A 21,799-nucleotide genomic window follows, 5' to 3' on the forward strand; every position below is an offset into this window, starting at 1 on the left:
AGCGCAGTTATCGGCATAGATGTGGTAGCGATAATGAAAAGACACCTTTATGGCATGGATGGAACTCGGCTCACGCTACGGCGTGCGGCCACAATCGGACTGTTTTTGGGCGGATTAGGCGGGCTGACAGGTCAGACTCTCGCCGCACCGCAGGTCGAATTTAACTGGCAAGCTGCGCCGACAGAACGTTCGGTAATGACGCTGACGTTACAGGATGCGATCCTGCGAGCCTTTGCTCGTAACCCGCAGATCGCCCAGGCTTCGGCGCAGATTAACGTGGGTAAAGCCGACCTGGCGCTGGCACAAAGCGCCTGGTTCCCGCAAATTGCCCTCAACAGCAATTTTGGCAAATCCAGCCAGACCGACTCCTCTGGCACCTTGAACAACAACGCCTCGGCAGGCGTGACCCTGAACCAGTTGCTGTATGACTTCGGCAAAACCAGCGGCAGCATTGAGGAACAAAATAACCTCTCCGACGCCTATCGCTACACGCTGTACCAAACCATGACCGAGGTGGGCCAACAAACGCTGCAGGCTTACCTACAGGTCAAGCGCTATCAGGACTTGGGCACAGCGGCAGAGCGCAACCTGGTGTCACTGAACCGGGTCAAGGAAATTGCCGAGCTGCGGGCCAATGCTGGCCTTAGTTCACAATCCGACGTGTTACAGGCACAAACCCGCATCGCCGGGATGAACGCCACGCTGGAACAGTATCGCGCCCAACACCGTTCGGCCCTGGCGCAGCTTTCCGTACTGACCGGCGTCGTGCCGGATAAATTGCCCGACCTGCCGCAGCAACTGTTGCAACAGAAAATCACCCTCAAGTCGCTGCCCTATCAAAAAAGCAATGCGGTGCTCAGCGCCCAGGCCAAGCAGGAAGCCGCGACCCAGCGCATCCGCCAGGCCGAAGCCCAGCACTGGCCTACCATCTCGGTTCAGGCAGGCCGCACCCGCTATGAGAGCGATGGCAACGATGCCCAATCCTATTGGAACGATCAGCTGCAGCTCGTAGTGCAGGCACCGATCTATCAGGGCGGCGCGGTCAATGCCAAGGTCGATGCCGCCGAGGGCGATCGCCAGGCGGCACAGGCTCAGGTCGAGGCCGCCAAGCTGGATATGAACCAGAAAGCCTCCACCGCCTATGCGGACCTGATCGGTGCGCAGCAGCGAGAGCTGGCCGGAGCACAGCAGTTGAGCAGTGCGGACTACACCCGCAGCGTCTACCAGGACGAGTACAAGCTCAGCAAGCGCAGCCTGAACGACCTGCTCAGCGTGGAACAAGACGTGCTACAGGCAGAAAGCTCACGCGTCATCGCCCTGTACGACGGATGGGACGCGGCGGTGCGCTACGCCTCCGCGGTCGACAACTTATTGGATATGTTGGGTATCGAGCGCCAACGAGCCAGTGGCGACAGCTTACCGTCGCTGTAGTCTGAATGATTTTGCCAGGAGCGCTTATGTCACAACCTGCTTCACTCGAAGCCTGGATCGCAGCCATGGCCCGAGCGGCCAACGGCTACGGTCTGGCTGTCGATATCAAATCCGTCCGCCAGCAAATGCGCTGGTATGAACAACTGCCAGCTCCGCGCCGCCTGGAACGCCTGGGCCACCTGATGGGGCTTAGCGTCAGCTTGCAGCCACGGGAGAAAGTCCGCTGGCGCAACGAGATCCTGCCCGCGCTGATCGAGATCGACGACGGCGGCCTGATGGTGATCGAATCCCTCGATAGCGAGGGCAAGGCGCTGTATTGGCTCAACGACAGCGGCGACGTGCAACGAGAGGCCGAACTGGTGGAGCTGCTGCTGAAAGGGCAAGGCACCATTGTGCTGCTGGGAGCGGCGAAGCGCGGGCAGGATGCGCGCATCGACGACTTCGTGCAGCCCTATCGCAAACACTGGTTCTGGCAACATTTTCGCGGGGCCAAACGGCAAATCGGCGAGATCTCGCTGGCATCGATCATCAGCAACGTACTGGCACTGGCCGGTATTCTGTTTTCGATGCAGGTCTATGACCGGGTTATTCCGGCCCAGTCTTACTCCACCTTGTGGGTGCTGTTCTTTGGGGTGCTGATCGCGGCGGCGCTGGAGTATGCCATCCGCCTGTCGCGCACCGTGATCTCCGATCTGATGGGTAAGAAAATCGACCTGAAGATCTCCGGCATGCTGTTTGCCCGCGCCCTGGCGATCAAAAACGAAGCGCGGCCAAAATCGACCGGCTCGTTTATCTCGCAGCTGCGGGAGATCGATCAGGTACGGGAATTGCTGACCTCCACCACCGTGGGTGCGGCGGCGGATATGCCGTTCGTGCTGCTGTTCCTGGCCATTATGGCGCTGGTAGGCGGCCCGCTGGTGTTTATCCCGATGCTGGCGATCCCGCTGATCGTCATTCCTGGCATCTTGCTGCAATGGCCGATGGCCAAACTGGCGAAGGAAGGCATGCGGGAAAGCGCTCTGCGCAACGCGGTGCTGGTTGAGTCGATCGAAGGGGTTGAGGATATCAAGGCACTGCAAGCCGAGCCCTACTTCCAGCGCCAATGGGAGCAGACCCACGCGGTCAGTGCCAACATCGGTATGCAGCAGCGGCTGTGGGGCGCGCGGCTCAGCGGTTGGGCCTCAACGGTGCAGCAGTTGACCTATGCCGGGATGCTGGTGTTTGGCAGCTATCTGGTGCTCGCCGGCGATATCACTACCGGTACCATGGTGGCCTGTAGCCTGCTTTCCTCACGCACCATCGCCCCGCTGATGCAGTTGACCATGGTGTTCTCACGCTGGCAGCACGCCAAAACCGCCATGACCGGCCTTGACGATCTGTTGAAGAAACCGCTCGATAAACCGGAAGAGGGCAAGATGGCCCACTGTCCGGTGCTCAGCGGCCATTTCCAACTGCGCAATCTGCAATACAGCTACGACGTGGAGAAAGGGGATAACTCGATCACCGTCAATAATCTGGAGATCAAACCCGGTGAACGGGTAGCGATCCTCGGCAAGGTCGGCGCGGGGAAATCGACGCTGCTGAAGCTGCTTTCCGGCCAGGCCAGCGCCACCCGGGGCAAGGTGATCATCGACGGGGTCGACATCAGCCATATCGATCCCAGCGATGTGCGCCGCCAACTGGGCTTTCTCTCGCAGGAGTCGCGGCTGTTCTTCGGCAGCCTGCGCCAGAACCTGATGCTCGGCCACCCCCATGCTACCGAATCGGAAATGCTCCAGGCGCTGCGGATCTCGGGGGCACTGAGCCTGGTGCAACAAGATGCCGCCAGCCTGGATCGCATTATTCATGAAGGAGGCCGCGGCCTGTCCGGCGGCCAGCGCCAGATGGTGCTGTTGAGCCGTATGATCCTGCGCAACCCGCAAATCGTGCTGCTGGATGAACCTACCGCCTCCATGGATGAACAGCTGGAAGAATACGTGATCCGCCAGATGCACGGCTGGCTCAGCGGCCGCACGCTGGTACTGGTCACCCATCGGCCAGCGCTGTTGAAGCTGGTGGATCGCATTGTGGTGCTGGATAACGGTCGCGTGGTGGCCGATGGGCCAAAGGATCAGATCCTGCAGGCAGCCAATAAGCCGATCAATAAAGAACAGGGCGTAGCATGAGGAGCAGGCAATGAGCAATATCACCATGCAAGACGATCTGGCACGCCAGGGGCGGCGGCATTCCTCGGTACTTTGGTTGACGCTGTTGGGGATGATCCTGTTTGTGGTCTGGGCCTATTTTGCCCTGCTCGATGAGGTCACCGTCGGCACCGGCAAGGTCACGCCCTTAAGCCGGGCGCAGCTGATTGAGAGCCTGGACGGTGGGATTATCGATCACCTGTATGTGCACGAAGGGGATATCGTCAACAAGGGCCAGAAACTGGCGCAGTTGGATGTGAAACGCTTCCAGTCCAACTATGGCGAGGCCTTTTCCCGTGTACGCACCCTGCGCGCCTCCGCTGAACGCCTGCGTTCCGAGCTGACCGGCGAGCCACTTCAGTTCAGCGCCGATACCTTGAAGGAGCCAAGTCTGGTGGCCCGTGAACGCCAGCTGTATGAGTCCCGCAAGCGCAACCGCGATGAGACCGTCAGCAACCTGCAACAGTCGATGCAGTTGGTCCAGCAAGAGTTACGCATGACCGAACCGCTAGTCGCCAAAGGAGCTGCCGGCCAGGTTGAAGTCATCCGTCTGCGGCGGCAGGTCAGCGAACTGCGCGGCAAGATTGACGAAGCAAATAACCAGTATGCCGTGCGGGCGCGTGAGGAGCAGGTAAAAAACAACGCCGACCTCGACGCCCAGTTAGAGCTGGTGAACGGTAAGGAAGATCAGTTGGATCGCGCCACCATGGTCTCGCCAGTGCGTGGGATCGTGAAGGATATTCAGGTGACCACCGTGGGCGGCGTGTTGCAGCCAGGCGGCAAGCTGATGGAGATTGTGCCGTTGGAAGATCAGTTGCTGATCGAAACCCGCATCAACCCACGGGATATCGCCTATATCCGCCCTGGCCTGCCCGCCACCGTCAAGGTAACCGCCTATGATTCGTCGATCTACGGCAACCTGAATGGCGAGGTGGAGAACGTTTCCCCGGATACCATTCAGGACGAGGTCAAACGTGACCAGTATTACTACCGGGTTTACGTGCGTACCAAGCAGGCGGAGCTGATGAATAAGGCGGGTAAGAAGTTCCCGATCGTGCCGGGGATGGTGGCCAGCGTGGAGATCAAGACCGGGCAGAAAAGCGTGCTGGATTACCTGATCAAGCCGCTGAACAAGGTGAAAGAGTCACTGCGGGAACGGTAATTATTAAGGGCCAGAGAGTGGTTAGCCTCCCTGGCCTTATTTACGTTTCCACCTTCATCAGTCGATGAATCTGCGGATCAGTTCCAACAGCGCAACCAGCGCTTTCAGAACGATGAGAACTTTATCAATGAAAGTTTTCATCCGTTACTCCTTAAAAAGGAGTGAGAGCCCCCTACTTGCCCTTACATTGCCTGTTATAGGAGTTGCCCTTCATTGTTAGATATTGGCTGCTTCACTCCGGCTAGAGCACCAGAACCGGCACCACCCGTAACTCTAGCCAGGACTTGAATACGTTCCCTCGCATACCAGAGTTCAACAGCAAACAGAGCTAACCCTCTGATTATATCCGCTACGCGGTAGTTTGAAAATCAATCAAATCCTGCGTATACTGATCGAGTTAGATATTGGCTGTTTCACTCCGGTTAGAGCCACCAACTCAGGCCGGAAAGTAAAAAAACCCGATTCACCATCGGGTTTTTTTACGCCTGAAACTCGCTCAAAAATCAGAAAAACTCACTGCCCGCGCCGAGCCCTGCCCACCGCTTCACCCAACTGCCACACCGCCATCGAATAATGCACGCTGTGGTTATAGCGGGTGATGGCGTAGAAGTTTGGCAGGCCGTACCAATATTGATAACGGTTGCCCATATCCAGGCGCAGCAGGCTGACCTGCTGATTACCTTCCAATGAGCCTTGCGGCGTCAACCCAGCCGCAGCCAGCGTAGCGACCGAATAATTGGTTTTAAAACCGGTCTCTAAACCAGGAGCCTGGCCATTAGCTGGCACCGCCACCGTTGCCCCACGCGTCCAGCCATGAGCTTTGAAGTAGTTGGCTACGCTGCCGATGGCATCCACCGGATCCCACAGGTTGATATGGCCGTCGCCGTTGAAGTCAACCGCATAGCTCTTGAACGACGAAGGCATAAACTGGCCATAGCCCATCGCACCGGCGTAGGAGCCGCGCAGGGAAAGCGGATCGTCACCTTCGGCACGCGCCATCAGCAGGAAGGTAGCCAACTCACCGCTAAAGTACTCGGCACGGCGTGGGTAGTTAAACGACAGCGTCGCCAACGCATCGATAATGCGCGTTTTGCCCATCACCCGGCCCCAACGGGTTTCCACCCCGATAATGCCCACGATAATTTCTGGCGGTACACCGTAAACCTGGTAGGCGCGCTGGAGATCCGCCTCATATTTATTCCAGAACACCACCCCGTTCTGCACGTTGTCCGGCGTCAGGAACTTGTTGCGATAGCGGATCCAGGCGCCGTTTGGCGACGTCGCTGGCTTACCTGCGGGTGCCTGCTTATCCATCAGAGCCACCACCCAGTCCAGCTGTTTGGCCTGGGCCAGTACGTCATGCAACTGCTGGCGCTCAAAGCCGTGCTCCTGCACCATCTTGTCGATAAAGCGCGCCGTTGCCGGATTATTGGCAAAGTCGCCGCCCAGCGGATGAATGGCATGCTCCGGTTCAAGCACAAAGCCACTCTGCACCAGGCTATCTGGGGGGGCCAATTGCTCGGTAGGTTTAGGCTCACTGCTACAGGCAGCCAGCAAAGGGATCAGGGGGAAAAGCGTAACCAGATGACGCATCGGATATCCATATAGGCCAGGCAAAAAAGTTGTCACTATGTTAAGCCATTGTCTGGCGCGAACAAACAGGAATCTGGTCCCCGGCGGCCTCATTTTGTTCACAAAATATCCAGCTGAAAAGCAAGGACAGATATACACTTACTAGTGCTTACCTTTATCAAGGCGATACCCGTTCAACGCCACTACGCCAGGTTGTTTCATTGCCCCTGGGAACTGGCGTAATCAACGAGTTTTCTCTCCAAACAGCACACGAGGAAAAACGTATATGAGTAAGCTCCCCGAGCAAGAACCACCACGCCGTGCCCTGCTAAAACGTACCGCAGCCCTTTCAGTATTAGCCATGACCGGCATTGCCGGTTTCACCGCCCCAACGGTGGCCTTTGCCGCCGCGATGACCAAAGAACAGCGTGATAAAATGACGCCGGACGACATCATCGCCAGCTTTAAACAAGGCAATATGCGCTTTCGGGAAGGCAAAATGCAGCAGCATGACTATGTTGCCCAGAAGCAGGCCAGCGCTCAGGGGCAGTTCCCGGCAGCAGTCATTTTAAGCTGCATTGACTCACGCGCCCCGGCGGAGCTCCTGTTTGACGTCGGCATTGGTGAAACCTTTAACGCGCGCGTTGCCGGTAATATCCAGAATGACGACATTCTGGGCAGCATGGAGTTTGCCTGCGCCGCTGCCGGAGCCAAAGTGGTGCTGGTAATGGGGCATACCGCCTGCGGTGCGGTAAAAGGAGCCATCGAAAATGTCGAGCTGGGTAACCTGACCGGGCTGCTCAACAAGATCAAACCGGCCATCGACAAGACCGAATTTAAAGGCGAGCGCAGCGGTAGCAACTATGAATTTGTCGATGCCGTTGCCAAAACCAACGTCGAGCTGACCATCGCCGATATCCGCAAAAACAGCCCGGTGCTGAAAAAGCTGGAAGAGGAAGGAAAAATCAAGATTGTTGGCAGCATGTACCATCTGGACGGCGGCAAGGTTGAGTTTCTCGCTTAACCCTTAGGTAACCCCTCACAACAGCGGTGGGCATTGGCTCGCCGCTGCTTATAACTCTTCTTGAGTATCAATGCATTACATCACATCTTGTTTCAATAATTATTCTGCTAATTATTAAAAATCCCTCTTTTGATCAAACAAGCCCCCAGCCATCAACATAGAATTCACAAAAAATTAAACTCATCAAGGATAGGGTTTTACATGGAAATTAAGGTTAATGGCCGTTTGGTCGCACTGAGCAATATCCCACCAGAGACTCCCCTGCTGTATGTCCTACGCAACGATCTACAACTCAACGGCCCCAAATATGGCTGTGGCCTGGGTGAATGCGGTGCCTGTACCGTACTGATCGACGGCGTTGCGGCCCGCTCTTGTTCCACCCCGCTGTCTGCTGCCCAGGGCAAAGCAATCACCACGCTGGAAGGGCTAAGCCAGGAAGGCCATTTACATCCGGTGCAACAGGGCTTTATCGACGAACAGGCCGCACAGTGTGGCTACTGCACCAACGGCATGATTATGACGCTGGTGGCGCTGTTTGAACGCGATCCCCAAGCCAGCGAGCAACAGATCAAAAACGAATTAGCCTTCAACCTGTGCCGTTGCGGTACCCATCTGGAAATTCTGGCTGCGGCGCAACAGGCCAAGCGGCTTCTGGCCGAGCGCGGTGCCCAATGATGGAGATGCAAATAACCCGTCGCCGCCTGCTGCAGGCGGGTGGCGTAGTGATGGTCAGCAGCCTGTTACCCTTCAACTTCAACGCGCTGGCGGGCAGCCCTGCCACCACAGGTAAAGCGATCCCCCTGGACCGTATCAGCAGCTTTATTGCCCTCAGTGCCGATGGCAAAGTGACCGCGTTTAACGGCCACGTCGATCTCGGCACCGGCATACGCACCTCACTGGCGCAGATTGTCGCCGATGAACTGGACGTGGCTTTCGACGATGTCACGCTGATCCTGGGCGATACTAATCGCACGCCCGATCAAGGCCCAACCATCGCCAGCGCCACCATTCAGGTAACCTCGGTTCCCCTGCGTCAGGCGGCTGCGCAGGTGCGGCAATTGCTGGTGGAACTGGCCGCTATTGTCTTCAAGCGCCCGGCCACACAGCTGACAACCGCCAATGGCTTCGTGTTTGCTCCAGATGCCCCCTCAGCCCGCCTGAGCTACGCCGAACTGGCGCGTGGGCAGGATCTGCATCTGCCGCTGGACAGCAATGTGGTGCTGAAAAGCCCGCAAAGCGGCCAGTATGTGGGCAAACCGGTGGCGCGCGTCGATATTCCGGCCAAGGTTCGCGGCCAACTGACCTATGTGCACGATATGCGCCTACCAGGCATGTTACATGGCCGGGTGGTACGTCCGCCTTATGCCGGAGCAGACAGCAGCGCGCCATTGGGAAAAGCGATGATTTCCGTCGATCGGGGATCCATTGCCCACCTGCCCGGTATTGTCAAACTGGTGGTCATCAATGACTTTATCGGCATCGTCGCCGAGCGTGAGGAACAGGCGATCGCAGCCATGCGCCAACTAAAGGTGCAATGGCAGCCCTGGGCCGGATTACCGGATCTGTCTTTGGATAAGCTGCACGCTACGCTGGAAGCCATACCGAAAGCTGAGCGAATTCTGCGCGACGATCCTGGCACCACCGACGCCCTTGCCGCAGTCGCAACCCAGGTCAATGCCGACTACGTCTGGCCTTATCACCTGCATGCCTCTATCGGCCCTTCCTGCGCAGTGGCCGAGGTAAACGCGCATCAGGTGGAAATCTGGTCTGGTACGCAAAACCCCCACGACCTGCGCAAAGACATTGCCAAATTGCTTGGCCGTGAGCCGGAGCAGGTGCATATCAACCGCATGGAAGCTTCCGGCTGCTATGGTCGTAACTGCGCCGACGACGTTTCGGCAGATGCGGCCTTACTGTCACATGCCACCGGCAAGCCGGTACGGGTGCAGTTGATGCGTGAGCAGGAAGCGGGTTGGGAGCCAAAAGGTACCGGGCAATTGATCCGCGTACGTGGTGGGTTGGATGCCAATCATCAGGTCGCCGCCTACGAGCTGAGAACCAGCTATCCCTCCAACAACGCCGTCACCCTGCCACTGGTATTAACCGGCAAGGTTGCCAATCGGGCAGATGTGCAGCAAATGGGTGACCGTACCGCCGTGCCGCAGTATGAATATCCGCATATGCGGGTGATTGCGGAAGATGCGGCCCCCATCGTGCGGGCTTCCTGGATGCGTGGCGTGTCGGCGCTGCCGAACGTGTTTGCCCATGAAAGTTGGATCGACGAGTTGGCCTACCTCGCCAAACAGGATCCGATCGCCTATCGGCTGCAATATTTAACCGATCCGCGCGCCATTACGTTGATCCACGCGCTGAAAAAACAGGCCAACTGGCAGGATGGGCCAGCCCACCGTAATCCGGTGGCCGAGGATCAAGAGGTGGTCACTGGCCGAGGTTTCGCCTATGCCCGTTACTTCCACAGCAAATTCCCCGGGTTTGGTGCCGCCTGGGCGGCCTGGGTCTGCGATCTCAGCGTTAATCGCCGCAACGGGCAGATCACACTGAACAAGATCTACGTTGCCCACGACTGCGGGCAAATCGTCAATCCGGCCGGGGTGCGCCATCAGGTGCATGGCAACATCATCCAGTCTGCCAGCCGGGTCCTGAAAGAGTTTGCCACCTTTGACAGCAGCGGAGTGACCTCACTGGATTGGGGCGGTTACCCCTTGCTGCGGTTTGACGAACTGCCAGAGGTGGATATCCAACTGCTGGATAACCCGCATGAGCCACCGATGGGGGCCGGTGAATCCGCTTCCGTACCGAGCGCTGCCGCCATCGCCAATGCGTTATTTGATGCGCTGGGCGTCAGGCTGCGCGAAGTCCCCTTCACCCCGGAACGGATCCTGAAGGCTTTAGCTACTGCCACCTCTTCCAGCCATGCAAACGGGTAACACATTATGCACAAGATAAAGAAAATCGCCGGGCTGGGCGCGCTGGCCGTTGCCATCATCGTCGCCGTGGGGGCGATTGCCACCTGGCAGCCAGAAATGGTGCAAATCGATCGCCTGGATACCCATACTTTCAGCCAGGCGCAGATTGAAAAAGGTGAGCGCCTGGCCGCACTAGGCGATTGCGCGGTTTGCCACACGCGCCCCGGTGGCGAACGCAATACCGGCGGGCTGGCGATGGAGATCCCGTTCGGTACCATCTATACCAGCAATATTACGCCTGACCTGAAAACGGGGATTGGCGGATGGTCCTATCCCGCCTTTGAGCGCGCCATGCGCCACGGGGTCGATCGCCGGGGGAATTACCTCTACCCGGCTTTCCCTTATACCGCATTTACTCGCACCAGCGACGAAGATCTCAAGGCACTGTACGCCTACCTGATGACGCAGCCAGCGGTACACTACCAGCCACCGAAAACCTCATTACATTTCCCGTTCAATATCCGTCAGGGGATCGTGACCTGGAACTGGCTCTATCTGACGCCTGGAGCCATGCAGCCAGACGCCAGCCAGAGTAAAGAGTGGAACCGGGGGGCCTATCTGACGGAGGGGCTGGGCCATTGCAGCGCCTGCCATTCGCCACGAAACTTCCTGTTTGGGGAGCAAGGGGGCAGCAAACATTTGAGCGGTGGTGTCGCAGAGGGCTGGACCGCTCCGGCCCTGACCGCCACCCCTCAGTTACCGCTGGCCTGGAGCCAGCAGGATCTGCTGACCTTTATGCAAACCGGCTACTCCGCTAACCACGGTGTGGCTGCTGGGCCGATGGCACCGGTGATCGAGGAAGGTCTTTCTCAGTTGCCGCCAGAGGATTTGCAGGCGATTGCCACCTATTTACGCTCTTTCCATCCTCAGGATGAAAGCCTCCCGGGTAAGGCCGCAGAGATCAACCGGTTGGCAGAGCAAACGGTAGAGCCACTGTCTTCGCAGGGAGCACGGATTTTCTCCGGTGCCTGTATGGCTTGCCACTCTCAGGAGAAAGGCGCGCAGATGCAGGGCGTACGCCCTTCCCTGGCCCTGAACAGCAACCTGTATAGCAGCAGCCCGGATAATGCCATCCGCGTGGTGCTTTCCGGTATCCAGCATCCGGCCAAAGGCGAGTTAGGCTATATGCCTGCGTTCCGCTATAACCTCAACGACGAGCAAATCGCTGCGCTGCTGCAGTATCTACGGCAGGACTTTACCAAGCAGAAACCGTGGCCTGATGTGCAGCAGCGAGTGGCTGAACTGCGGGCGGAGACTGACCCCTCACCCCAACCCTCTCCCACAGGGAGAGGGAGCTAGTACGGCGTTATGGTTAGGTTTGGGAGGCGATCTGTAACACCTGTTGGATAATCAATGGTCAGCCGGAGATCGACCACAACCCTCACTCTGTTCACTCCCACAGGGAGAGGGAGCTGAACGGAGCGTGTGGCAGGGTGCAAAATAATTCTGTAACTAATTAATATAAAGACAAATTACTGTACTTCAGTGATGGCTCGATCTGTCCCCTCTCCCTGTGGGAGAGGGTTAGGGTGAGGGGTCCAGAAGCTACTTCTGTAACTTGGCCAACAGCGTTTTACGGGTAATGCCGAGCCGTTTGGCCGCCTCGGTCTTGTTACCGGCAGTTTGTTCCAGCGCCGCCAAAATCGCCTGTTTCTCTACCTGCTCCAACGGCTGGATCGCTTGGCCACATTGGCGATCCGGCTGCACATCAACACACTGGCTGATACTCAGCGGCAGCTCTTTTTCACTGATAAAGTCCCCACTCAGCAGGATCACCCCGCGCTCAACGCTGTTTTCCAGCTCACGCACGTTTCCCGGCCAGGGGTATTTCAGCAACAAATCCATTGCCAACGGGGTGAATCCCTTGACCGGCTTACGGTTACGCTCGGCAAATTTGGCCAGAAAGTGCATCGCCAACAGGGGAATGTCTTCGCTGCGCGCCCTCAGCGGCGGGCTGTCCACCGTCACCACGTTCAGCCGATAGTAGAGATCCTGGCGGAACCTGCCAGCCTCCACGTCTGCCAACAGATCCCGGTTAGTCGCTGCGATCAGGCGTACATCCACCGACAGGGTCTGATTACTGCCCACCCGCTGGATCTCCCGCTCCTGGATCGCCCGCAGTAATTTCGCCTGCATCAACGGCGAGACTTCGCCAATCTCGTCCAGGAACAGCGTGCCCTGATCGGCCTCCATAAATCGCCCTTCCCGGCGTTTATCGGCACCGGTAAATGCCCCTTTCTCATGGCCGAACAGCTCCGACTCCAGCAGAGATTCGCTCAAGGCCGCGCAGTTGATGCTCACCAATGGCCGCTCCTTGCGCAGGCTGTTGGCGTGTACGGCCCGGGCTATCAGCTCCTTGCCGGTGCCGGATTCACCGCTGATCAACACCGTCGCTTCGGAAGGGGCGATCATGGCGATCATTTCCAGCAGCTTGCGCATCGGCTCACTGCGGCCAATAAAATTTTGCTGATCGAACCGCAAACGCTGCTTCAGATCCTGGTTCTCGCTCTTTAACGAGGTATGCTCCAGCGCGCGTGCCAGCGTGAGCTGCAACGTATCGAAATCGAGAGGCTTGGTCAGATAGTCATAAGCCCCCGCTTTTATCGCTTCTACGGCTGACTCCACGTTGGAGTAGGCGGTCATGATCAGGATCGGGATCGCCGGGTTATAGCTTTTGATGGCCTTTAGCGCCGCGATGCCGTCCATTTCCGCCATCCGCACGTCGCTGAGGATCAGATCGAACGGCTGTGTCCTGACCTGTTCCAACGCTTGTCGGCCGTTATGCGCCACGCTGACCCGGTAACCCCAGCCGTTTATCAGCGCCTGGAGGATGGTGCAGTGGCTGAGATCGTCCTCAACCAGCAAAATATGTGCGTTAGATGTCTGCATGAACCTCCCCTTGTTGATTGTTGTGCCTGAGCGGGATCACCATTGCAAAGCGGGTGCCCGTAGGTTGGCCACGGGTAACGGCGATCGTCCCCTGGTGCTCCTCGATCACTTTCTGCACCATGGTCAGCCCCAGGCCGGTGCCCGCCGCCTTGGTGGTGAAGTAAGGGTTAAAGATTTTTCCCAGGTCGTCAGGTGGGATACCAGCCCCCGAGTCGCTGACGGTAATGCGCATCGCCCCATCCTTGGTCGCTTCAACGTCAACCTCGAGTACGCCATCCGAGCCAATCGCCTGGATGGCATTGAGATACAGATTCAACAACACCTGAGTGAGGCGATCGGGGTCGATCTCCACCAGCGGCAAAGCTTCATCACAACGGGAACGGAGGGCGATATTGTTACTCTCAGCATCCTGACGGATCAGGTGCAGCGAATGTTTGATCACCTCGTTAATCGCCACCCGCTGAAAACGAAGATCGGCAGGGCGTACCAGCGCCAGCAACTCGGTGATCACTCGATTGAGGCGATCGACCTCTTTCGCCATCACCTTGGCCAGTTCATGCTGTTCGCTACCCGCAGGCGAGCGGTCGGCAAAATACTTGGCGAAGCCTTTGATGGAGGAAAGCGGGTTGCGGATCTCATGGGCCACGCCAGCCGCTAAATCGCCGATAGCCGCCAGCTTTTCTTTGCGGCGGACCTCCGCTTGCAGTTGGCGAATTTTCCGCATATCGCGAAAGATAAACAAACTGGCTAACGCCAGCAACAGCAGGATGGAGAGCAAAATGGAGGTGTTGCGCATATCCTTTGCCTGGGCGGCATCCAGCGCGACGGTGTCTAACGCCGCAAAAATAACGGCCTGCTCATCATCCTGAGGCTCGGCAGCCTCCTGCATACGCGATCGGTTCATCATATGGCCGGAATGGCCACTGTCGCGCTTGAGCGGCTTAAACCAGCGGTAGGCTTCGAAAGCATTCTGCTGCTGAGCCTGCGGCTCATCAAAGGCCGTCATATGCCACTGTGCATCGCTGGAGACCTTCAGCTCAGCCATCTGTTGCGGGCTATACAACTGCTGACCAACGCGTTGCGGATCGCTGTGCGCCAGGATACGGCCAGAGCGATCGGTAATGGCGATGTACAGCACGTTCGGCTGATAGGCCATCTCCTCCAGCAACGTTTGACGCTGATCGTGACGCCAGCGCATGCCCATACCGGTACGAGCACCGGATTCAAACGAGCTCATCAACACCGCGCTTTTTTCTCGTAGCGTTTGGATCTCCACCTCACGCCCACGCTGCAGGTCTTTAATGGCCAGCGTGATGATAATGCCAAGCAGTAACGCGACCGCGGCGATCGCTATCCAGGCAGGTAAGAGCGTCGATTTGGTTTTAAATTCCATTGGCTTCCTCTGCAACCGGCACGCCAGCATGCGGGTAATTATTACCCACACTAACAGTATGGCGAGTAAAAATAACCCACTTTATCCCTGGATTGCGACCAGCAAACGGCCATCCTCCACCCTCAGTTATTTTTATTACTGTCATAAACTTAACGCGCTGCATGCTGGAGTTCCTTGGCTGGCGCCCGTTGGCTGAGATAGCCAAGCTCTAACGGCGATCCTGGATCCATACAATTCCCATGCCAGCCTGAAGCTGGCACGGCGGTTGCAATTAAAGAAATGGAATCCATGAACCCTAAACCAAAGGAAATCAATCATGACGCTAACTAAAACCACCCTTGCCGCCATTATCTCCGTTGCCATGCTGGCCGGTGTTAGCACTAGCACGCTGGCGCAAAATGGTTACCACGCAAACATGGCCAATACACAGGGAACTCATCAGGGGATGGGTTATCAGCACGGTAACCGCGCGAACTTGACGCCTGAACAGCAAGCCGTCAGCCAGAAAGCCTTTGATGAGTTCCAGCTTAAAACTGCCGATCTACGCCAACAGTTGATGTCCAAGCAATACGAATATCAGGCACTGCTAACCGGCAAACCTTTAGATGAGCAGAAGGTCTTGGCCGTGAGCAAAGAAATTACCGCATTGCGTGACAACCTTTACCAACAACGTGTGGCGCTGGATACCGATCTGGCCAAGGCTGGCGTACCGATGATGGGCCACAGGATGGGCGGAGCGGGGATGCACAGCGGACGTGGCTGCCGTTAAGTCCTAACATTACCCCCAGATAAAATCGGGAGAACACCAGACCTGTTCTGGTTTCTCCCGCCAATTCTTCACATTCCAGGATCGTTCAGGCTGCCACCCGCTATTCATTTACCCCCTTCAGAATAATTAATCATGCTGATGAATGAGAATATTCTTGGTTAATTGACATAAAACAACAAACTAAAATTCTTAATCCTTATTCTTACGCCCGAATATAATTTTTTGTCGTACCACCTGAATAAAATCAAGTTCCTGCCATACTTATTTGCATGAGACAGCGACTGTCTCTTTGCGTACTTAACCTGTTCGGAGTTTTCTTATGAATAAAACCATCATTGTTGTCGCTCTTGCTGCTGCCGTTCTCAGCGGATGTAACGCTAATCGCACCGCTTCCGGCGATACCTTTACTGCAGCGCAGGCCAGGCAGGCCAACTTCGTCACTTATGGCACGCTGGTCTCCGTGCGCCCGGTAACCATCCAGGGTGGTGATGGCACCAACGCCGCTGGAGCTATTGGCGGGGCGGTAGTCGGTGGCTTCCTGGGTAATACCGTGGGTGGCGGCTCAGGACGCAGCCTGGCAACGGCGGCGGGTGCCGTGGGTGGCGCAGCTGCTGGCTCAGGTATCCAAAGCGCCATGAACCGCAGCGCCGGGGTGGAACTGGAAGTACGCCGGGATGATGGCGTGAATATCGTGGTCGTTCAGGCACAGGGCTCAACCCAGTTCCATAACGGGCAGCGCGTCGCACTGGTGACCAATGGCAGCACCACCACCGTATCACCACGCTAAAGGGAACAAGTTGCTTCACGGTTTAGGTGTCAGGCCGCAACATGGCCCCCTTGCTGACAGGATACAGAATTCAGGGACGAACTCCCCTTGCGGGATGATAGCGAGTTTTCCGGCTCGGCCATTACAATAAAAAACGGAGTTAAACCTGATGTTTATCAAATGGATTAAACGCATTGTCCTGCTGCTGGTGGTGTTGATCATCGGTGCGCTGGGAGCGCGGATTTATGACACCCAGCGTGGGCCATCGCTGCAGCTTTGGCATACCTTTGTCCCTGATGAAATGCACGCCGATGAGATTGACAAGGCCAGTTGGGCGGATTATCTGACCGCCGAGGACGCCATTTTCAAAGAGGTCCGCCAGAATGTGACCGACAAGCTGGACAGTAGCCAGCAGACCTCGTTGAACCGCTACTATGCCGAGAGCCCAATCTATCCCGAAAAGTTTCCCACCGACTGGAACCGCTCCTACATCATGATGCCGGAAGGCAAACCGAAAGGCGCCGTGGTGCTGTTGCATGGTTTGACCGACACCCCTTACAGCCTGCGGCATATTGCGGATAATTATCGTGAATATGGTTATGTGGCGGTCGGTATTCGTTTACCGGCGCACGGCACCGTACCGGGTGCGTTGACCGACGTAGACTGGCAGGACTGGATGGCAGCCACCCGTTTGGCGATCCGTGAAGCCAAACGCCTGGCGGGGGACGATGTACCGCTGCATATCGTTGGCTTCTCAAACGGCGGCGCGTTGGCGATGAAATACACGTTAGATGCGTTGGATGACCCCCGGCTGACGAAACCCCAGCGTGTGGTGCTGATTTCGCCGATGATCGGCGTCACCAGCTTTGCTCGTTTTGCCGGTATTGCCGGTTGGCCAGCCATCTTCCCGGCGTTTGCCAAGGCGGCCTGGTTGGGGATTGTGCCGGAGTTTAACCCGTTCAAATACAATTCGTTCCCGGTGAATGCGGCACGCCAGTCCTTCCAGCTAACCCAGGCATTGCAAAAGCAGATTGCCGCCGATTCACGCAACGGAAAAATGGGCGAATTGCCGCCGATCCTGACGTTCCAATCGGTGATGGATTCTACGGTCAGTACCCGCGCGGTGATCACCGCCCTGTATAACCACCTGCCAGCCAACGGCAGTGAGGTGGTGTTATTTGATTTAAACCAGGCGGTGGCGTTTGGGCCGTTACTCAGAAGTTCATCCTATACCGCGCTGCCGCGGCTGCTGCCACCGGCACCGCGTAACTATACGGCCACCATCGTCACCAACGTGACACCGGAAACTACCGATACCGAAGCGCGCACCATCGTCGCAGGGCAAACGGCAGAGACCACGGATCTGCTCGGTATCACCTACTTGCCGGATATCTTCTCGCTGTCGCACGTGGCCTTGCCGTTCCCACTGAGTGATTCCCTGTACGGGCGTTACCCGGAACCACGCAATCAGTACGGCATCAGCCTGGGGACCTTTGCCGCACGTGGCGAGCGGGCGGTGCTGGTGGTCGGGCTGGACTCACTGATGCGTCTGTCCTCTAACCCGTTCTTCCCTTATATGCTCAAGCGTATCGATGACAACATCGGCCCGGCCCCAGCAAAATAAGGTAGATCAACCACGGCCAGTGCCCAATCGGTACTGGCCGTGGTTTCAACCGGAAAAAATAGCCGAGTTGAGCACGTTGGGTTTGATTGGGCACGCCTGAAACAGGTTTCGCACCCCCAACTTATGTAATGCATGGAGTTTTTCAGTTCATTGAGTGACATTTTGTTAATCACTCGCCCTCGGCATGTAAATACGCCTTTAGCCCGACAAAAAAATAACTGTTATCGGTAGTAATATTAATATTTCCAGGAATATCCATGGCGCTCCTTTATCAAAATTGAATCTCCATCCCATCAATGCCCCAGTAAAGCAAGGTTCAAAGATGGCCGAGTGGAACGTTTTACAATCATGAGTTACGCTTTCCAAGGGCCGCAACTCAATAATAGTTAATGGTAAATGTCACCTTGCCATTCGCCTTGCCCGGCTTAGGGCGCTCAGCGGTTTGGATATACCTCGCTGCCAGCGGAATACGTAGCGTCTGGCTACCGTCTTTCGGCAATGTCACCAATTTTTCTGCCGCAAAATCAAACGGCGTTGGCATTGCGCTACTGCTCCCCCAGCCGATCTGGATCCCTACCCCCGATGCCGCACCGGAGGCCGAAGTGTCAATATCCATCACACCATTGGCGGCATCAATCACGCTGCTGGTCGGCGTCAATCGTAGGCCAATACTGTTATTGATTGAGGTGGTGGTCGTCGTTGCTCCGGTATTGTAATTCATTAATAATGGGGCATTAGTCTGATTATAAAAGCCGTGGAACGTCGGGCAGTTTTTCAGATCAATCGAGGCGTCAACCCAAGGGGTAACCGAATTGAGCGCGGTGAAATACTCATGTATCTCGTAAGAGCCCATGGGCACATTCACATCGGGCGTAGTACAGGTCTGCGACGTTACCGTCAAACTCCCCTGAAAACCGAAAGTCCAATATTTGATTGGCAATCCGGTGACGGCCGCAGCATTTGCATTGTTGGTTTGGGTAAAATCCATCGCCGACTGGACCGTGGGGAAATTGGCTGCGCTGATGTTGTAACTCCCTGGCGTAATAGGGCCGGTTTTTATCAACACGACATAACGCGCACTGGCTTCCCCACTCATGGTATACCGAATACCTAATTCGGATCCCAGAACGTTCTGGTTCTCCACGTAACGCTTGGCTGTGGTGATCAACCGGCCATTGGTATAAATAATGGCGACACCGATACCTGGAATACCCGTCTGATAAACCCCGCCAGCAAAGGGACCGGACGCCAGATCCGCGAGAGGATATGGCGCATTTATCAGCACAGTGGTCATGGTATAATAATTCGTTTTCCCCACGTCAGCGGCGGGCCATTTACCTTCAATAAATGAATCCGTCATAATCAGGCTTGCCTGGTAGATCACAGAACCCACCGGAATGTCTGCACCGGCGGAAATCGTGGGGGCATTTATCGGTACGTTGACGTTTTGCGGAGTCAAGCCCGCCCCTAACGTCAAGTTCACCGCCGCCAGTCCAGGGTGGCTGATCATGGTAAACACCAAACCAGCAAACAAGCCAAAAATCTTATTTCGCGAATGACGCATCGGTTATTTCCCTCTATTTCCGTAATGCCTTGCAGGCCTGAGCTACAGGGCGCGTTGTTATATCTAGCTATTGTTCACGGACGATATGGCATCGTTACTCGCCAGTCTCGAGGGTGAGGTTACCGCTCAGCGAGCCGCTGCTATCCTGATCCTGATTGGCATTCATCGCCGTCACGCCGTAGCTGAACTGATTCTCCATCCCAGCCGTGCCGGATACCGTAGCCTGTTGACCATAACCGCCGCTGCTGTCGTACGACAGATCCATACGTAGCTGTGGCGTATGCGTGTTGTCGTTGCTTCCCAGCGGCAGGCTGAAACTCAGCAGATAGTTGGTCAGCGCCGTGCCCAGGCTGGAGAAACTGCGGCTTGACTCGGGCCATAAGACAGGCTGTTGTACTAGTTATTGTAGTCCAGTTGATCCTGCTTCTCGCATGACAACATCGGCCCGGCACCAGCGAAATAAGGTAGGTTAACCACGGCCAGTGCCCAATCGGTACTGGCCGTGGTTTCAACCGGAAAAAATAGCCGAATTGAGCACGTTGGGTTTAATTGGGCATGCCTGAAACAGGTTACGCACCCCCAGCTTTTGCAAGGCATTACGCCGGTGGGTATACACGGTTTTGGTTGAGATACGTAAACTGTGGCCGATGGCCTGCATATTCATGCCATCGATCATAGACAGCAGCACGGCCTTCTCTCTGCGGGTTAAGCTATCCTGGAGAGAAGTAGCAACAGGAAGCTCCCCACCGACTATTTTGACTAACTCATTAAATACCGTGTCTACATCAGCATCCTCAGCAAAGGCAATATGCCGCCCAAAATCCAGGTTCAATTTTATTTTCATTTCACTTGGGAAAAAAATTATTTTCCCCGGAAACTTGGCAACGGCGATCAAGAACGACATTTCACTGATTGAATTCAACATATGAAAAACCAACACATCTTCCTTGCCAAAACTAGTGGTGTTGGTGTTTTTCAATTCACAGAGTGACATTTGGTTTATCACTCGCCCCTCAGCATGTAAATATGCCTTTAGCCCGACAAAAAAATAATTGTTATCGGTGATAATATTAATGTTTCCAGGCATATCCATGGCGCTCCTTTATCAAAATTGAATCTCCATCCCATCAATGTCCCAGTCAAACGAGGTTCAAAGATGACCGAGTGGAACGTTTTTATAATCATGAGTTACGCAATCCAAGAGTCGCAACTCAATAATAATTAATGGTAAATGTCACTTTGCCATTCGCCAGACCCGGCGTAGGGCTCGCAGCCGTTTGAATATAGCGGGCGGCCAGCGGGACACGAATGGTCGGACTACCGTCCTTTGGCAACACTAACGTTTGTTCTGATGCCAAGTTAAACAGCGTCGGCGCTTGGCTGCTGTCGCCCCAGCCGATCTGGATGCCTACGCCTGTGGCCGCGCCAGATATCGTCGAGTCGATAGCCATCACCCCATTGGCAGCGTCGATCACCGACGTTGTCGGAGCCAATCTCACGCCAACACTGTTACTCACTGGGGTAGAAACCGTCGCTGTTCCCGTGTTGTAATTCATCAGTGTCGTGGTATTGGTCGCATTATAAAAACCGTAAAATGTCGGGCAGCTGGTCAGATTGACAGACGCATCAACCCAGGGGCTGGTTGCACCAATCCGGGTAAAGTATTCTCTTATATCGAAAGAACCCAATGTCACAGACACATCCGGCGTCGTGCAGGTTTGTGAAGAGATCTGCAGGGTTCCCTGGAAATTGATATTATAAAAAGTAAACGGCAGCCCGGTGACGGCGACGGAGCCAGGATGGCTATTCACCGGCTGTTCAAGCGTTGTCTTGATACTCGGGAGATTTGCTCCGCTCAATGTAAAGCTGCCGGGGGTGATCGGCCCTGTTTTAATTAGTGAGACATAACGTGTTGAACCAGCAAAATCCAAGGCTCCGCCTAATTCATTGCCAACCTGCCTCATCGGGTTCTCAGTATCGGTGATCACTGCTGGCCTATTGGTTATTACCGGATTGCCATCAGGGGCACGTGAAATCACCACGCCAATCCCAGGAATATTCGTCTGATAGACTGCACCAGCAAACGGGCCGGTCATCAAGCCGCTCAGAGGCAGCGGAGCATTGCTAATCAGCGTTGAGCTGCTGAACCAAAATGATTTACCTACGTCGGCCTGTGCCCATTGGCACCCCATCTTGGTGTTTTTCATCAACCAACTGCCTTGATAAAGCACGGTCCCCACGGGAATATCGGCCCCGGCAGAAATCACCGGCGGGCTCAGCGGCACCGTTTCCGTTTGGGTTGCACCAGCATCAAACGAACAGTTCGCCACCGCCCAACTATTGGCGCTGATAACACTTAACAAAATACCGCCGAACAAACACGATACTTTATTTATCGATAATTTCATCTATCATTAACCCTCTTTCTGGCAGGT

Annotated in this window: 19 protein-coding genes; 10 read left to right on the top strand and 9 right to left on the bottom strand. The window is 55.8% G+C overall.

All coding sequences use genetic code 11. The annotated features are described in order from the left end of the window. Window positions 1–33: 33 nt before the first annotated feature. The 3 genes from ACX9GU_RS21955 to ACX9GU_RS21965 are packed head-to-tail and all read left to right on the top strand — an operon-like array spanning window position 34 to window position 4,776. On the top strand, window positions 34–1,431 hold the full coding sequence (locus tag ACX9GU_RS21955; RefSeq protein WP_258557417.1) for a TolC family outer membrane protein: 1,398 nt from the start codon (window positions 34–36) through the stop codon (window positions 1,429–1,431). A gap of 26 nt (window positions 1,432–1,457) precedes the next feature. Next, the gene (locus ACX9GU_RS21960; RefSeq protein WP_179248832.1) at window positions 1,458–3,596 is read left to right on the top strand and encodes a type I secretion system permease/ATPase; all 2,139 of its coding nucleotides are present in this window, start codon (window positions 1,458–1,460) and stop codon (window positions 3,594–3,596) included. Between the two features lie 10 nt (window positions 3,597–3,606). After that, complete coding sequence (locus tag ACX9GU_RS21965) at window positions 3,607–4,776, top strand: HlyD family type I secretion periplasmic adaptor subunit (RefSeq protein ID WP_473192903.1); 1,170 nt, start codon at window positions 3,607–3,609, stop codon at window positions 4,774–4,776. A 57-nt stretch (window positions 4,777–4,833) separates the two neighbouring features. On the opposite strand, the gene dinQ is transcribed toward ACX9GU_RS21965, so the two are convergent. Together dinQ and mltB are read right to left on the bottom strand one after the other, a co-directional pair. Then, window positions 4,834–4,917, bottom strand: a complete 84-nt coding sequence (gene dinQ / locus ACX9GU_RS21970) for a damage-inducible type I toxin DinQ (protein WP_363135933.1) — start codon at window positions 4,915–4,917, stop codon at window positions 4,834–4,836. 372 nt (window positions 4,918–5,289) lie between these two features. Beyond that, the gene (mltB, locus tag ACX9GU_RS21975) at window positions 5,290–6,369 is read right to left on the bottom strand and encodes a lytic murein transglycosylase B (protein WP_418354724.1); all 1,080 of its coding nucleotides are present in this window, start codon (window positions 6,367–6,369) and stop codon (window positions 5,290–5,292) included. A gap of 265 nt (window positions 6,370–6,634) precedes the next feature. Here mltB and ACX9GU_RS21980 point away from each other — a divergent pair, with 265 nt between their 5' ends. From ACX9GU_RS21980 to ACX9GU_RS21995, 4 genes are all read left to right on the top strand, one after another. Further along, window positions 6,635–7,372: a carbonic anhydrase gene (locus ACX9GU_RS21980; RefSeq protein ID WP_473192904.1), complete on the top strand. Its 738-nt coding sequence runs from the start codon at window positions 6,635–6,637 to the stop codon at window positions 7,370–7,372. A 201-nt stretch (window positions 7,373–7,573) separates the two neighbouring features. Then, on the top strand, window positions 7,574–8,047 hold the full coding sequence (locus tag ACX9GU_RS21985; protein ID WP_473192905.1) for a (2Fe-2S)-binding protein: 474 nt from the start codon (window positions 7,574–7,576) through the stop codon (window positions 8,045–8,047). Beyond that, window positions 8,044–10,320, top strand: a complete 2,277-nt coding sequence (locus ACX9GU_RS21990) for a xanthine dehydrogenase family protein molybdopterin-binding subunit (RefSeq protein WP_473192906.1) — start codon at window positions 8,044–8,046, stop codon at window positions 10,318–10,320. The genes ACX9GU_RS21985 and ACX9GU_RS21990 overlap by 4 nt, the downstream gene beginning before the upstream one ends. A gap of 6 nt (window positions 10,321–10,326) precedes the next feature. Beyond that, window positions 10,327–11,658: a c-type cytochrome gene (locus ACX9GU_RS21995; protein WP_473192907.1), complete on the top strand. Its 1,332-nt coding sequence runs from the start codon at window positions 10,327–10,329 to the stop codon at window positions 11,656–11,658. 246 nt (window positions 11,659–11,904) lie between these two features. On the opposite strand, the gene ACX9GU_RS22000 is transcribed toward ACX9GU_RS21995, so the two are convergent. From ACX9GU_RS22000 to ACX9GU_RS22010, 3 genes are read right to left on the bottom strand one after another with little or no spacing between them, the layout of a single operon-like run. Further along, window positions 11,905–13,248 carry a sigma 54-interacting transcriptional regulator gene (locus ACX9GU_RS22000; protein ID WP_473192908.1) on the bottom strand — a complete coding sequence of 448 codons (1,344 nt, stop codon included), beginning with the start codon at window positions 13,246–13,248 and terminating at the stop codon, window positions 11,905–11,907. Then, the gene (gene zraS, locus ACX9GU_RS22005; protein ID WP_473192909.1) at window positions 13,235–14,641 is read right to left on the bottom strand and encodes a two-component system sensor histidine kinase ZraS; all 1,407 of its coding nucleotides are present in this window, start codon (window positions 14,639–14,641) and stop codon (window positions 13,235–13,237) included. The genes ACX9GU_RS22000 and zraS overlap by 14 nt, the downstream gene beginning before the upstream one ends. After that, window positions 14,631–14,804 (bottom strand): hypothetical protein, encoded by a 174-nt coding sequence (locus ACX9GU_RS22010; protein ID WP_473192910.1) that lies wholly within the window; start codon window positions 14,802–14,804, stop codon window positions 14,631–14,633. The genes zraS and ACX9GU_RS22010 overlap by 11 nt, the downstream gene beginning before the upstream one ends. Before the next feature lie 153 nt (window positions 14,805–14,957). Here ACX9GU_RS22010 and ACX9GU_RS22015 point away from each other — a divergent pair, with 153 nt between their 5' ends. The 3 genes from ACX9GU_RS22015 to ACX9GU_RS22025 all read left to right on the top strand — a co-directional run bounded on the left by ACX9GU_RS22015 (window position 14,958) and on the right by ACX9GU_RS22025 (window position 17,800). Further along, window positions 14,958–15,410, top strand: coding sequence for a periplasmic heavy metal sensor (locus tag ACX9GU_RS22015; protein ID WP_473192911.1), 453 nt, complete (start codon window positions 14,958–14,960; stop codon window positions 15,408–15,410). Between the two features lie 319 nt (window positions 15,411–15,729). Beyond that, a complete protein-coding gene (locus ACX9GU_RS22020) occupies window positions 15,730–16,197 on the top strand; it encodes an outer membrane lipoprotein (RefSeq protein WP_024484153.1) in 468 nt (155 codons plus the stop codon). Window positions 16,198–16,345: 148 nt separating this feature from the next. After that, a complete protein-coding gene (locus ACX9GU_RS22025) occupies window positions 16,346–17,800 on the top strand; it encodes an alpha/beta hydrolase (protein WP_473192912.1) in 1,455 nt (484 codons plus the stop codon). Between the two features lie 376 nt (window positions 17,801–18,176). Here the strand turns inward: ACX9GU_RS22025 and ACX9GU_RS22030 are convergent, their stop codons facing one another. The 4 genes from ACX9GU_RS22030 to ACX9GU_RS22045 form a co-directional block, all read right to left on the bottom strand. Further along, on the bottom strand, window positions 18,177–19,364 hold the full coding sequence (locus ACX9GU_RS22030; RefSeq protein ID WP_473192913.1) for a fimbrial protein: 1,188 nt from the start codon (window positions 19,362–19,364) through the stop codon (window positions 18,177–18,179). Window positions 19,365–19,458: 94 nt separating this feature from the next. Continuing rightward, window positions 19,459–19,629, bottom strand: coding sequence for a hypothetical protein (locus tag ACX9GU_RS22035; protein ID WP_473192914.1), 171 nt, complete (start codon window positions 19,627–19,629; stop codon window positions 19,459–19,461). Between the two features lie 243 nt (window positions 19,630–19,872). Next, window positions 19,873–20,457: a helix-turn-helix transcriptional regulator gene (locus ACX9GU_RS22040; RefSeq protein WP_473192915.1), complete on the bottom strand. Its 585-nt coding sequence runs from the start codon at window positions 20,455–20,457 to the stop codon at window positions 19,873–19,875. A gap of 118 nt (window positions 20,458–20,575) precedes the next feature. Next, on the bottom strand, window positions 20,576–21,772 hold the full coding sequence (locus tag ACX9GU_RS22045; RefSeq protein ID WP_473192916.1) for a fimbrial protein: 1,197 nt from the start codon (window positions 21,770–21,772) through the stop codon (window positions 20,576–20,578). Between the last annotated feature and the right edge of the window lie 27 nt (window positions 21,773–21,799).

Source organism: Serratia sp. K1WW1 (assembly GCF_055790865.1).

Coding starts and splice junctions, on each gene's coding strand:
- zraS (WP_473192909.1), bottom strand. CDS start 14,641: ATGGAATTTAAAACCAAATCGACGCTCTTACCTGCCTGGATAGCGATC.
- ACX9GU_RS21980 (WP_473192904.1), top strand. CDS start 6,635: ATGAGTAAGCTCCCCGAGCAAGAACCACCACGCCGTGCCCTGCTAAAA.
- ACX9GU_RS21965 (WP_473192903.1), top strand. CDS start 3,607: ATGAGCAATATCACCATGCAAGACGATCTGGCACGCCAGGGGCGGCGG.
- ACX9GU_RS21955 (WP_258557417.1), top strand. CDS start 34: ATGAAAAGACACCTTTATGGCATGGATGGAACTCGGCTCACGCTACGG.
- ACX9GU_RS21985 (WP_473192905.1), top strand. CDS start 7,574: ATGGAAATTAAGGTTAATGGCCGTTTGGTCGCACTGAGCAATATCCCA.
- ACX9GU_RS22000 (WP_473192908.1), bottom strand. CDS start 13,248: ATGCAGACATCTAACGCACATATTTTGCTGGTTGAGGACGATCTCAGC.
- ACX9GU_RS22010 (WP_473192910.1), bottom strand. CDS start 14,804: ATGCAGCGCGTTAAGTTTATGACAGTAATAAAAATAACTGAGGGTGGA.
- ACX9GU_RS21995 (WP_473192907.1), top strand. CDS start 10,327: ATGCACAAGATAAAGAAAATCGCCGGGCTGGGCGCGCTGGCCGTTGCC.
- ACX9GU_RS22020 (WP_024484153.1), top strand. CDS start 15,730: ATGAATAAAACCATCATTGTTGTCGCTCTTGCTGCTGCCGTTCTCAGC.
- mltB (WP_418354724.1), bottom strand. CDS start 6,369: ATGCGTCATCTGGTTACGCTTTTCCCCCTGATCCCTTTGCTGGCTGCC.
- ACX9GU_RS22015 (WP_473192911.1), top strand. CDS start 14,958: ATGACGCTAACTAAAACCACCCTTGCCGCCATTATCTCCGTTGCCATG.
- ACX9GU_RS22025 (WP_473192912.1), top strand. CDS start 16,346: ATGTTTATCAAATGGATTAAACGCATTGTCCTGCTGCTGGTGGTGTTG.
- ACX9GU_RS22045 (WP_473192916.1), bottom strand. CDS start 21,772: ATGAAATTATCGATAAATAAAGTATCGTGTTTGTTCGGCGGTATTTTG.
- ACX9GU_RS22030 (WP_473192913.1), bottom strand. CDS start 19,364: ATGCGTCATTCGCGAAATAAGATTTTTGGCTTGTTTGCTGGTTTGGTG.
- dinQ (WP_363135933.1), bottom strand. CDS start 4,917: ATGAAAACTTTCATTGATAAAGTTCTCATCGTTCTGAAAGCGCTGGTT.
- ACX9GU_RS21960 (WP_179248832.1), top strand. CDS start 1,458: ATGTCACAACCTGCTTCACTCGAAGCCTGGATCGCAGCCATGGCCCGA.
- ACX9GU_RS22035 (WP_473192914.1), bottom strand. CDS start 19,629: ATGGATCTGTCGTACGACAGCAGCGGCGGTTATGGTCAACAGGCTACG.
- ACX9GU_RS22040 (WP_473192915.1), bottom strand. CDS start 20,457: ATGGATATGCCTGGAAACATTAATATTATCACCGATAACAATTATTTT.
- ACX9GU_RS21990 (WP_473192906.1), top strand. CDS start 8,044: ATGATGGAGATGCAAATAACCCGTCGCCGCCTGCTGCAGGCGGGTGGC.